At 65.6% G+C, this 11,836-nt stretch carries 11 protein-coding genes; 8 read left to right on the top strand and 3 right to left on the bottom strand.

All coding sequences use genetic code 11. The annotated features are described in order from the left end of the window. The first annotated feature begins 64 nt into the window (after nucleotides 1-64). From AB0J47_RS34985 to AB0J47_RS34975, 3 genes are all read left to right on the top strand, one after another. On the top strand, nucleotides 65-970 hold the full coding sequence (locus AB0J47_RS34985) for an ROK family protein (RefSeq protein ID WP_364356268.1): 906 nt from the start codon (nucleotides 65-67) through the stop codon (nucleotides 968-970). Nucleotides 971-1,021: 51 nt separating this feature from the next. Next, entirely contained in the window at nucleotides 1,022-1,759 is a 738-nt protein-coding gene (locus AB0J47_RS34980; RefSeq protein ID WP_364356265.1) for a phosphoglyceromutase, read from the top strand. Nucleotides 1,760-2,078: 319 nt separating this feature from the next. Then, nucleotides 2,079-4,130: a CocE/NonD family hydrolase gene (locus AB0J47_RS34975; protein WP_364356262.1), complete on the top strand. Its 2,052-nt coding sequence runs from the start codon at nucleotides 2,079-2,081 to the stop codon at nucleotides 4,128-4,130. A 207-nt stretch (nucleotides 4,131-4,337) separates the two neighbouring features. On the opposite strand, the gene AB0J47_RS34970 is transcribed toward AB0J47_RS34975, so the two are convergent. Further along, complete coding sequence (locus tag AB0J47_RS34970) at nucleotides 4,338-4,997, bottom strand: NAD(P)-binding domain-containing protein (RefSeq protein ID WP_364356259.1); 660 nt, start codon at nucleotides 4,995-4,997, stop codon at nucleotides 4,338-4,340. 91 nt (nucleotides 4,998-5,088) lie between these two features. On the opposite strand from AB0J47_RS34970, the gene AB0J47_RS34965 reads away from it, so the two are divergent. The 3 genes from AB0J47_RS34965 (at nucleotide 5,089) to AB0J47_RS34955 (ending at nucleotide 7,524) form a co-directional block, all read left to right on the top strand. Continuing rightward, a complete protein-coding gene (locus AB0J47_RS34965; protein WP_364356256.1) occupies nucleotides 5,089-5,472 on the top strand; it encodes a helix-turn-helix domain-containing protein in 384 nt (127 codons plus the stop codon). Nucleotides 5,473-5,602: 130 nt separating this feature from the next. Continuing rightward, a complete protein-coding gene (locus AB0J47_RS34960; RefSeq protein WP_364356253.1) occupies nucleotides 5,603-6,838 on the top strand; it encodes an ATP-binding protein in 1,236 nt (411 codons plus the stop codon). Continuing rightward, entirely contained in the window at nucleotides 6,835-7,524 is a 690-nt protein-coding gene (locus tag AB0J47_RS34955; RefSeq protein ID WP_364356250.1) for a response regulator transcription factor, read from the top strand. The genes AB0J47_RS34960 and AB0J47_RS34955 overlap by 4 nt, the downstream gene beginning before the upstream one ends. A 69-nt stretch (nucleotides 7,525-7,593) precedes the next feature. On the opposite strand, the gene AB0J47_RS34950 is transcribed toward AB0J47_RS34955, so the two are convergent. Together AB0J47_RS34950 and AB0J47_RS34945 are read right to left on the bottom strand one after the other, a co-directional pair. Continuing rightward, the gene (locus AB0J47_RS34950; protein WP_364356247.1) at nucleotides 7,594-7,926 is read right to left on the bottom strand and encodes a hypothetical protein; all 333 of its coding nucleotides are present in this window, start codon (nucleotides 7,924-7,926) and stop codon (nucleotides 7,594-7,596) included. A 93-nt stretch (nucleotides 7,927-8,019) separates the two neighbouring features. Continuing rightward, a complete protein-coding gene (locus tag AB0J47_RS34945; protein WP_364356404.1) occupies nucleotides 8,020-8,847 on the bottom strand; it encodes a hypothetical protein in 828 nt (275 codons plus the stop codon). A gap of 119 nt (nucleotides 8,848-8,966) precedes the next feature. Between AB0J47_RS34945 and AB0J47_RS34940 the strand changes: the two genes are divergently transcribed. Both AB0J47_RS34940 and AB0J47_RS34935 read left to right on the top strand, forming a co-directional pair. Beyond that, nucleotides 8,967-9,998, top strand: coding sequence for a Ppx/GppA phosphatase family protein (locus tag AB0J47_RS34940; protein WP_364356244.1), 1,032 nt, complete (start codon nucleotides 8,967-8,969; stop codon nucleotides 9,996-9,998). Further along, the gene (locus tag AB0J47_RS34935) at nucleotides 9,995-11,725 is read left to right on the top strand and encodes a hypothetical protein (protein WP_364356241.1); all 1,731 of its coding nucleotides are present in this window, start codon (nucleotides 9,995-9,997) and stop codon (nucleotides 11,723-11,725) included. Before AB0J47_RS34940 ends, AB0J47_RS34935 begins: the two co-directional genes overlap by 4 nt. Nucleotides 11,726-11,836: the final 111 nt, after the last annotated feature.

Here is an 11,836-nt window from a genome sequence, read left to right as displayed (position 1 = left end):
GGCGACAATCGCGCTGTGGCGCATACGCTCGTGTGGGCCGCATAGCACGGAAGGTCGCACGGCGATGATGGTTCTTGCTCTGGATATCGGTGCGACGAAATTCGCTGCCGGGGTGGTCTACGGGGGCCGGAAGGTGCGCGATGTGCGGCGGGTCGATGTGCCACGCGAATCGGTGTGGGCCGGGTGCCGCGCCCTGCTGCTGGAAGTGGCCGGTGACGCGACGGTTTCGGCGATCGGGATCGGCTCGGCCGGGCCGGTCGATGTGCGGACCGGTGTCACCAGGCCGCTGAACATTCCGGAATGGAAGCCGGGCTTTCCGATCGTCGCCGAGGTGCAGCGGCTGTTCCCTTCCGCCGCAGTGCGGTTCGCCATCGACGGTGCCTGCCTTGCGCTGGCCGAACATCACCTCGGCGCGCTGCGCGGCATTCCGAACGGCCTGGCCATGACGGTTTCCTCGGGCATCGGCGGCGGCATCATCGCAGACGGTCGGGTGGTGCTCGGGCGCACCGGCAATGCCGGACACGTCGGCCACATCGTGGTGCCGGGTTGGGATGTGCCGTGTGAATGCGGCGGCGTCGGCTGCGTCGAGGCGATTGCCAGCGGCATGTCATCGGTGCGCTGGGCACGCGAACAGGGTTGGCGTGGCGAGACCGGTGCCGCGCTGGCGAAGGCAGCACACACCGGCAATGAGATCGCACTCGCCGCGCTGCATCGGGCCGGAACCGCACTCGGCACGGCCATCGCCTCCGCAGCCTCGACGCTCGATATAGATCGGGTGGTGATCGGCGGCGGCTTCGCGCAATCGGGCGAACCACTGTGGCAACCGCTGCGTGCGGCCGTGACCCGGCACGTCGGCTTGGACTTCCTGCGCGAGCTGCGGGTGGTGCCGTCGCGAATCACCAATGGCGCCACCCTGGTTGGCGCGGGCGTGCTCGCCGCGGGCCACGATACGGCCGATGCCATCTCCTGAGCAGTGGGAACGGATGCGAGCCCGGTTCGCGTACATGCCAGAATGGCCTGCATGACGTACACCCTCGTGTTGCTGCGCCACGGCGAGAGCGAATGGAATGCCATGAACCTTTTCACCGGCTGGGTGGATGTGCACCTGACCGATAAGGGCATCGCCGAGGGCAAGCGCGCCGGGGAACTGCTGGCCGAACACGGCATCCTGCCGGATATCGTCTACACCTCGGTGCTGCGTCGCGCGATCAGCACCGCGAATATCGCACTGGACGCCGCCGACCGGCACTGGATCCCGGTCGTGCGCGACTGGCGCCTCAACGAGCGCCACTACGGTGATCTGCAGGGCAAGAACAAGGCGCAGGTCCGCGACCAGTACGGCGACGAGCAGTTCATGCTGTGGCGGCGCAGCTACGACACCCCGCCGCCGCCCATCGACCCGGCCAATGAGTACAGCCAGGAGAGCGACCCGCGCTACGACGGCATCGACGTCCCCAAGACCGAATGTCTGCTCGATGTGGTGAACCGGATGGTCCCGTACTGGGAGTCGACCATCTCCAAGGACCTGCTCTCGGGCAAGACCGTTCTCGTTGCGGCACACGGCAATTCGCTGCGTGCTTTGGTCAAGCACCTGGATCGGATCTCCGATGACGATATCGCCGGGCTGAATATCCCCACCGGTATCCCGCTGCGCTACGAGTTGGACGAGAACCTGCGCCCGGTTCGTCCGCGCGAATATCTCGACCCTGAAGCCGCCGCGGCGGGTGCCGCGGCCGTCGCCAGCCAGGGCGGTAAATAAGCACTCAGATCGATAGGATCACGCGCCGCGACCGGGTTTCGGTCGCGGCGCGTTGCTGTTTCGACGGTGACACGCGGTTTGCCCCGATTGGAAATGGAACTGGGGCGCGAGTCGTGATCGGTTAGCTGCGCCTGTCTGGGTTAGTGTGAATTCTGCAGGTGGGCCTGAATTTTTTCAGGCTTGTGCAGGCGTTATGCGGTGTTGGTTGCTATATGTGAACCGACATTCGACTCATAATTCGGGTAACCCCGAGTTCGAACCTACTCGTCGGTATGTAAGCTCTGGTCGTTCGACCAGTCCGAGAGGCGGATCACCCCTGATGCAGACAATGTTGCGTGCCACAGTGGCGGCAGTCGCCACGGCGGTGCTCATTCCATTCGTCACCCAGAGCGCGATCGCCGCGCCGGAGCCGTCCGGTCCCGACGGGGGCGCGGCCGGCGCCGCCTGGGTCGCGGCCGAGGACGGTCCCCAGCAGTACCCGAATGTGAATATCCAGTGGGATGTCCCGATCACCATGAGCGACGGCACCGTCCTCCAGGGCAACGTGTACCGCCCGGCGGATTCTGCGGGGCGTCCGATCGACACCTCGACGCCCACCGTGGTCAATCTGACTCCGTACACCAAACTGGTCTCGAATATCGCCGACAGCGCCATGTCCATCCCTGGCCTGTCCGACGCTCTGATCGAACTGTTCCGACAGATCGACCTCAGCGGCACCCCACTATCCGGCGTCACCGATCTGACCAAATCCTTCGGCGGCGGCGAACTGCGCAACTTCGCGGTCGACCGTCAGCTCATCAAGAGCGGTTACACCCAGGTCGTCGTCGATGTGCGTGGCACCGGTTTCTCCCAGGGCACCTGGGACATGTTGCGCCAGCGCGAACAGCAGGACACCTACGAGGTGATCGACTGGGTCGCGAGTCAGCCGTGGTCCAACGGCCGCATCGGCATGAACGGCCTGTCGTATTCGGGCATCAACCAGCTCCAGGTGGCCGCGATGCGACCGCCCGCCCTGAAGGCGATCTTCCCTGTCGTGCCGGGCAGCGACCTGGTCAACGATGTGCTCGCACCTGGCGGCGGATTCGGCTTCAACTTCATTCCGCTGTGGCTGACCGCCATCAACGGCCTCAAGCTCGTACCGGATGTCGCATCGATACTCAACGGACAGTTCGATATGAAGTGGCTCGCGGATCGCGCGAAGGATCCGTTCACCTTCATGGATGTGCTGCTCAACGTCTACAGCACCACCCGGATCGAGGACCTGGACCCGCGTGCCAAGGAACTGCTGACCGGTTCGTCGACATCGCGCGCGGCTTGGCTCGGCGATCCGAGCAAGATTCAGGTGCCCACCTTCGTCACCGGTGGCTGGCACGATCTGTTCACCTACTCGGAATCCAAGATCTACAACGAAATTCCGCTGCCCGCGGGCCAGAAACAGCTGCTGATGGGCAATACCTACCACGTCAGCTCCGGCAATGAATACGGCAAGCCCGGCCTGCCGCCGCGTCTGGACGTGCTGCAGCGTGCCTGGTTCGACAAGTGGCTCAAGGGAATCGACAACGGTATCGATCAGTACGGCCCGATCACGCTGCGCCAGCAGGGCGGCGGCTGGATCACCACCGACTCGTTCGCCGATCCGCAGACCGGATCCCGAGATGCCGAATATCGCCGGATGTATCTGTCCGCCAACCGAAGTGGCACCGCGAACAGCCGGTACGACGGATCGTTGCTCGCCGCGGCGAGCCCGGACCCGGCGCGGCTCACGGTCGCGCCAGGCCTGACTACCCTGTGCTCCAACGACGCAGCGCAGGGTAGCGCGGGTTTCCTCTCGATCATCGATGGCTGTGCCAAGGACTCCCGGATCGCGGAGCTGAACGGGCTGACCTTCACCAGCGACCCGGTCGTCGAGCCGACAATCATCTCCGGCCGAATCGCCGCGCACCTCAATACTGTTCAGGATGCGACTGACGGCTACTGGGTGGTCACGGTGAACGATGTCGCTCCGGACGGTCAGTCCACCGTGCTGTCCTCGGGCCAGTTGATGGCGTCGCTGCGTCAGGTCGACGAGCCGAACAGCACCCGTTCCGCCAGCGGCGATTACACCGACCCGCGTGCCTACACATCGCTCGACCTGCGTCAGCCGACCGTGCCGGGGGAGGAGACGACCCTCGATATCGCTCTGCCCGCCACCGAGGCGATTCTGCAGCCGGGCCATCGCCTGCGCGTGGATGTCTTCGCGGGCAACTTCCCCAAGGGCCTGCCGGTACTGCCGATGCTGATCGATACGGGTCTGAAACCGCAGCACATCCAGTTGGATCCGGACCGGGCGAGCTTCGTCAACGTTCCGGTGCAGGGCAGGCCGGGATGGTGAAACTGACCTGACAACAGAGTTGAGCTATCCGCTCGGGTAGCGGCGCCTCTTCGGCTTTATCCGAATGCGCCCGAGTTTCGCGAATAACCAGTGCGGACGAACGCGGGCTGATAAGCCGAATCCGGCCCGAGCGTGCACCTCTCGCGCATTCATGCTCGAATCCGCGGGGTATGGGCGATTGGTGCACGCTCGGACCGTTCTCACGGGCTAGTCGGCCACGGCGAACGCCGCGTCCAATGGCGGGAAGATCGCGCGGGCGTCCGCGCCGGAGAACCAGAGACCGACGGTGAATACCGAGGTGGCCTCCAGGTATTTGGCCCGATGCAGGCCGCCCGCCGAAATCGGTTGGAGTGCCAGATCTTCCGCCAGCGCCGCGACCTGTTCGACGGCGGAAGCATCGTCACCGCAGATCGGTACCGCCAGCCTGCGGTCCTCGAAGACACGAGTTTCCGATTCCCAGACCTCGGCCGCGCAGACGTTGAACGCTTTCACCACATGCGCCTCGGGAACCGTCGCCGCGATGCGAGCGGCGACCGCGTCCTCGGACAGCACGAATGCCGGAACTCCTGCCGGCGCGGCCTCGTCCGGCAGGAACGCATTGGTGCAGTCGATCACAGTCCGCCCGGCGAGTTTTCCGCCGATCTCACCCAGTACTTCGTCAAGGGCGCTTACCGGTAGCGCCAGCAGCACGACCGCCCCGAATTCGGCGGCCGCGCCGACGCTTCCGGCTCGCGCTCCGTGCCCGATGGTTGCCGCCAGCGCGTCCGCGCGGGAACGAGCGCCGATGAGGACCTCGTGCCCGGCTGCGGCCCAGCCGCCGCCGAGTGCCTTCGCCATCGCGCCCGCCCCGATGATTCCGATTCGCATATCAACTCCTGATTCGGGATGTATACGGCACTGACGCTAGAGATTTCGATAGGCACCCGAAGGTGCGCAATGACGATGGCAGGCTGGTCTCATGACGGTCGAACATGCCGAACCAGTGGAATTCGCGCCCTATGGCGACTACGAGGCCGACTGTCCGGCCCGCCTCGGCGTCGACCTGTTCGGTAACCGCTGGCTCGCGGTCATCGTCTACATGTTGCGCGAGGGCCCGATGCGCCCCGGTGACCTGCGCACCGCCATCGGCGGCATCAGCCAGAAGATGCTCACGCAAACGCTGCGCCGGATGGAAACCATGACGCTCATCGAGCGCCACCGCTACGCCGAGGCGCCGCCGCGCGTCGAATACGAACTGACCGAAGCCGGACGCGATCTGCTCATTACGATCTATTCCCTCGGCGAATGGGCCGACCGCCACGGCGACTCGGTGCGCTCGGCAATGTCGGATTCCGACGAGTGAAAACGATCCGGACGCCATCGCGCGAACAACGCGTAAACAAGCGGCTAACGGGCCTGGAAGTGCCCATGACCTGCGTGAAACTTCGCGTACCCCGAGTTGGGTTGTCGGTTGGCGACCGTACGATTCAAGTGTGAGTGTTCCGCAGGCCGTACTGCTGGCAGTTCTCGCGGCTGTCGTCGGCCTGGCAGTCGGCGGGCTACTGATCCCGTTCATGAACGCCAGGCAGGCCGCCCGCAGGCAGGCAGATTCCGGTCTCACCATGTCGCAGGTGCTCGACCTGATCGTGCTCGCCTCCGAGAGCGGAATCGCGGTCGTCGACGAATACCGCGATGTGGTGCTGGTCAATCCGCGCGCCGAGGAACTAGGCCTGGTCCGCAACCGGCTGCTCGACGAACGCGCCTGGGCCGCAGTGGAGAAAGTGCTCGCCACCGGCGAATCCACCGAATTCGATCTCACCGCCAAGAACCCGATGCCCGGCCGCAGCCGGATCGCGGTGCGGGGGGTAGCCAGACAGTTATCGCGCGAAGAGACCAGTTTCACCGTGCTGTTCGCCGACGACGATTCCGAACAGGCTCGCATGGAGGCGACCCGCCGGGACTTCGTCGCCAATGTCAGCCACGAACTCAAGACCCCCGTCGGCGCGATGAGCCTGCTGGCCGAGGCCATGCTGGAATCCGCCGAGGACCCCGAGGCCGTCCGGCACTTCGGTCAGCGCGTACTCGGTGAATCCCGGCGCCTGGGCAAGATGGTCACCGAATTGATCGCGCTGTCGCGACTACAGGGCGCGGAAAAGCTACCCGAGCTAGAGGTGGTCGACGTCGACACCGTGGTCATGCAGGCGGTCGACCGCTCCCGCACCGCCGCCGAGGCCGCGGGCATCACCGTCAGCACCGATCGCCCGAGCGGACTCGAGGTGCTCGGCGATGAAACCCTGCTCGTCACCGCATTGTCCAACCTGGTGGAGAACGCCATCGCGTACTCACCCGCCGGTTCCCACGTCTCGGTGAGCCGCTCACTGCGCGGCGATCACGTCGCGATGGCGGTGACCGATCGCGGCATCGGCATCGCCAAGGAAGACCAGGAGCGGGTCTTCGAACGGTTCTTCCGATCCGATAAGGCGCGCTCGCGCGCCACCGGTGGTACCGGCCTCGGCCTGGCTATCGTCAAGCATGTGGCGGCCAACCACAACGGTGAGATCACCCTGTGGAGCAAGCTCGGCACCGGATCGACGTTCACCCTGCGAATACCTGCCCACCATGAAACCGGCGGCGAAGAAGAAGTCGACGGTCCCGCGGTGAGCATGAGAGAAACACACCCGCGCCCCTCGGGGCCGGGCAGACCCAATGGTGTGGAGGCACGCAGATGACGAGTGTTCTGATCGTCGAAGATGAGGAGTCGCTGGCCGATCCGCTTGCGTTCCTGCTGCGCAAGGAGGGCTTCGACGTCACGGTCGTCGGTGACGGACCATCCGCGCTCGCCGAATTCGACCGCTCCGGCGCCGATATCGTGCTGCTCGACCTGATGCTGCCCGGTATGAGCGGCACCGATGTGTGCAAACAGCTGCGCACCCGCAGCGGCGTCCCGGTGATCATGGTCACCGCGCGTGACAGCGAGATCGACAAGGTGGTGGGCCTGGAGCTCGGCGCCGACGACTACGTCACCAAGCCGTACTCGGCGCGCGAACTGATCGCCCGCATCCGTGCCGTGCTGCGCCGCGGCGCGGGCGATGAACTGGACGGCGGCAATGAGAGCGGTGTGCTCGAGGCCGGTCCGGTCCGGATGGATGTCGACCGCCACACCGTGCACGTCAACGGCAGGCAGGTCACCCTGCCATTGAAGGAATTCGATCTGCTCGAATATCTGCTGCGCAATTCCGGGCGAGTGCTCACCCGGGGCCAGCTGATCGACCGGGTCTGGGGCGCCGACTATGTCGGCGACACCAAGACCCTCGACGTGCACGTCAAGCGATTGCGCTCGAAGATCGAGGGCGATCCGGCCAAGCCGGAGCATCTGGTCACCGTCCGCGGCCTCGGCTACAAGCTCGAGGCCTGACCGCCTCCCCGAATATTCGCAGACGCCGAGGCCCCGACAACCTCGGCGTCTGCTGCGTGCGTCCGAGAATCAGGGCAGGTAGACCCAGGTGGGGCCGAGGCCGGGGAGGTCGTTCTTGTGCAGGGTGATCCAGCCGAGGTCGTCTTCCTGCATGCAGTCGTAGACGTCGCCCGCGCTGGTGCCGCGGCAGGCGATGGTGCGGGTGACGCCGTAGGGGCTCATGATCAGGTTCTTGCCGTTCGCCTGGGCGTTGATCGCCTCGGGGGTATTGGCGGGCAGGAAGTCGGCGGTGAAATCGGCGTATTTGGCCGGGTCGCCATTGGGCTCGGCATGCGCGGCACCGGTCAGCGCGGCGGTGGCGCCGAGCGCGATGGCGGTCAGGGTCAGGGCTTTTTTCAACATGACCGCACATCCAACCGCATCCGAGTAAAGCCTGCATGGCGGGCAGGTGAATCACCCCAGATAGGTCACCCCAGATAGGTCACCCCAGATAGGTCACGCCGACTGGTCTGTGACGTGGTCGTCGGATCTCATTCGATTTGCATGCACGGTCGCGGGATGGATCGCGATGAGGCCGAGTCCCTCGCGGCGTTTGCAGTGTCTGGCCAGCTCTTCGTAGGCGGGTGCGCCGAGTAATTCCTTCAGTTCGGGAGCGTAGGACTGCCACACCGGACGGGTGCCGACGTGGGCGTCGGGGGAGCCTGAGCAGTACCAATCCAGGTCCTCGCCGCCGGGTCCCCAGCCGCGCCGGTCGTATTCGGTGATGGTGGTCTTCAGGATTTGCGCGCCGTCCGGGCGTTCCACCCAGTCCTGGGTGCGCCGGATCGGCAGCTGCCAGCACACGTCCGGCTTCACCTCGAGCGGCTCGATGCCCTTGCGCAGCGCCATGGTGTGCAGTGCGCAGCCGACGCCGCCCTCGAAGCCTGGGCGGTTGAGGAAAATGCAGGCGCCGTCGAAGCGGCGGGTGCGCAGCGCGGGCTCGTCCTCCAGTTCGTCGAGCTCGAGATAGCCCTTCTTGGTGATCTTGCCGTCGGCGTCGGTCGCCTCATCCATCAGCTGCCAGTCGCTCGGTGTGAGCATTTTCACAGCATTGGTCAATCGTTTGCGGTCGTCCTTGTCGGAGAGGAACGCGCCGTGCGAGCAGCAGCCGTCATCGGGGCGGTCGCTCAGAATTCCCTGACACGCCGGAGTTCCGAAAACGCACGTCCAGCGCGACAGCAACCAGGTCAAATCCGCGACGATCACATGCTCGTCGTTTGCTGGATCCACGAACTCGATCCATTCACGGGGAAAGTCGAGATCGACCTCCGGTGCCGGATCGATCTTTCCCGCTGGTCGGGGCCTCTTGGAGCCGCTGTTCGTTGCGCCTACCGTCACACTTCAGGACGCTAACAGTTCAGTCGCCTGGGCTAAAGGGCCGGATCACCCAGTACCGTATTCATGTGCGGCTTGGGGTACTCGATGTCGGAAGCAATACCGTCCACCTGCTAGTGGTGGACGCCCATCGCGGTGGTCACCCGATGCCGATGAGCTCGACAAAGGCCACCCTCCGGCTATCGGAGAATATCGATTCCGACGGCTGCATCACCGTCCAGGGGGCCGAACGGCTGATCGCGACGGTGGCCGAATTCGCCAGCATCGCCGAGACTTCCCGCTGCGTGGAGCTGATGCCGTTCGCGACCTCCGCGCTGCGTGAGGCCGCGAACTCCGATGAGGTACTCGCCAGGGTCCGCGCCGAAACGGGTGTCGAACTGCAGGTGCTCTCCGGTGTCGACGAGGCCCGGCTGACCTTCCTCGCCGTGCGCCGCTGGTACGGCTGGAGCGCGGGGCGGATCCTCAATCTCGATATCGGCGGCGGCTCACTGGAAATGACCAACGGCGGCGACGAGGAACCCGATCTCGCGGTCTCGCTGCAACTCGGTGCCGGACGGTTGACCAGAGAGTGGCTGCGTGAGGATCCGCCGGGTAAGCGCCGCGTCGCGGTGCTGCGCGATTGGCTCGACGCGGAGCTCGTCGCACCGGCGAAAGAGCTGCTGGAGACCGGAAAACCGGATCTGGCGGTCGGTACCTCGAAGACGTTTCGGTCGCTTGCCCGGTTGACCGGAGCGGCACCTTCTTCGGCCGGGTTGCGGGTGCGCCGTACACTCACCAGCTCAGGTCTGCGCCAACTGATTGCCTTCATCTCGAGAATGACGGCGGCGGACCGTGCAGAATTGGAAGGCGTAAGTTCTGATCGGTCACAGCAATTGGTGGCTGGCGCATTGGTCGCGGAGGCGAGTATGCGGGCACTATCGCTGGATACCCTCGAGATTTGTCCGTGGGCACTGCGCGAGGGGCTGATCCTGCGCAAACTGGATACCGATATGAACGGCGGACCGAGAGCTACGGCTTTGCCGGGTGTCGTTGTGGAAACGAGCGGTAAGCCGGTGCCCGGCGGTGGTCTATCGGGCCCGATGGAAACGGTGTCGTCATGAGTGAGGATTCCAAGCAGCTCTCGGTTGCCGAGCTGCTGGCACGCAATGGCCAGCAGGGCGCATCCGCCGGTGGCGGCGGACGGCGGCGGCGCAGTGGTCGCGGCATCTCGGTGGCCGAGCTGACCGGTGATCTGCCCGCCATTCCGGCCGGCGGTGGCGGTGGCCATTCGGCGCACGCCGCACCCGAGGACGACGAACCGGCGTACGAGCCAGTCGCGTACGAAGCCAATGGGTACGAAGCCAATGGGTACGAGGCGAACGGGTACGAGGCGAACGGGTACGACGCGTCGGGTTACCAACCTTCCGGCTTCCAGTCGGGCGGGTACGCGTCCGGTTTCGAAACGCCTGCGCAGGAACCCACTTCGTATGCCGCGCCGGATCCGGCGCCCTACGCCGCACCCGACTTGCCCAACTACTCGCCGATGTCGGGGCCGATCACCCGGTACGACCCACTCTCGGCCTACGCCCCTGCGGAAGCACCGGCCGATCCGCTGCCCCCGCCGGGATATTCGAGCCGAGTCATGCCTGGACGGGAGATGCCGGATTCGTCGTCGCGGCATGCCGCGCCCGCGGAGCCGCTGTCCACGCCGATATCGGATCTGTACGCTCCGGCTCCCGATCCGTACACCCCGGCTCCCGATCCGTACACCCCGGCTCCCGATCCGTACGCGCGGGACCCGCTGGCCGATGGGGCGGTCGGCTCGGGAAGCACCGGCCGCCGACATCGGCACGCCGAACCGGCGGAGGAGACCACCGATGTACGGCCGCTGCGCGATCTCGGCCGAAACATGGGCGCCCCGCCCGAAAGCCCGCCGAACGGATCGAGATCCGGCGGTCGGGCCGCCCGGCGACGCGCGGCGGAGGCAGCCGAAGCCGAGGCCAACAACGCCGGACCATCGACCGCTCCATGGTCGCCGTCCACCAATGGCTTCACACCGGAATCCGCGCCGCTGCCGATATCCCCGCTGCCGGACGGTCCGTCGCGCGGAGGTCATCCCGAGCCGCCGGATCAGCGAAGATCCGCACGGCGCGATGGTCCGCCCGACCGCGCTCTGCCCGCCTGGTCGGCGCGAAGAAACGTAGCGCCCAATAACAGTGCGCCCGAATCAGAGAGCGTCCCAACTGCCGGGTGGTCACTGGCCAGTCAGGATCAGCAGCTCGTCTCCGGCCAGACCGTGGCGGGCGACCTGCTGCGCGACGAGGTCGAGCGCGCCGAGGCCCAGCGGGCGAACGGGCGCGCCGCGGAGCGCAACGGGCGTGGCCGACGTGGCAGATCAAAGCCCGTCGAGCCGGATGATGTGTACGACGGTCTAACCGATGTGTATGAACCGTTCCCGACCGGCGATGTCCTCGACGACGACGAGGATTTCGACGGTGACGATGTCGATTCGGAACATTCGTTCGCCTCCCGCTTGTCCCCGAGACGCGCTCGCTCGCGGATCGCACGCAAGTCCGAGTACGACGCCAATCGCCGACAGTGGATGATTCTGGGCGGTCAGAGCACCGGCGCGGCGGTCGCCGGAATGTTGCTGTTCAAGGGCTTCGAGCGCATGTGGGAAATGCTGCCCTGGGTGGCGCTGTGCTTGGCGATGATCGTGATCTTGGGCTTGGTGGCACTGGTGCGAATACTGCGGCGCACCGATGACATTCTCAGCACGGTGATAGCCGTCGTTGTCGGCATCTTCGTCACCCTGGGACCGCTAGCCTTTCTACTCAGTACGAACTGAGCAGGGAGCGGTTGTGGGGAACATCGGGCAGGCGGACGACACCAGAACGGCGAGCGCGGCCACAGGGCGCGCTCCAGATCCCGACGTGCGCACCGAACCCCATTCGCCGGT

This window comes from Nocardia sp. NPDC049737 (genome assembly GCF_040674755.1).
Taxonomy (GTDB): Bacteria; Actinomycetota; Actinomycetes; order Mycobacteriales; family Mycobacteriaceae; genus Nocardia.
Note: the sequence above shows the minus strand (reverse complement) of the source record. Positions and strands in the feature narration are given on the sequence as shown.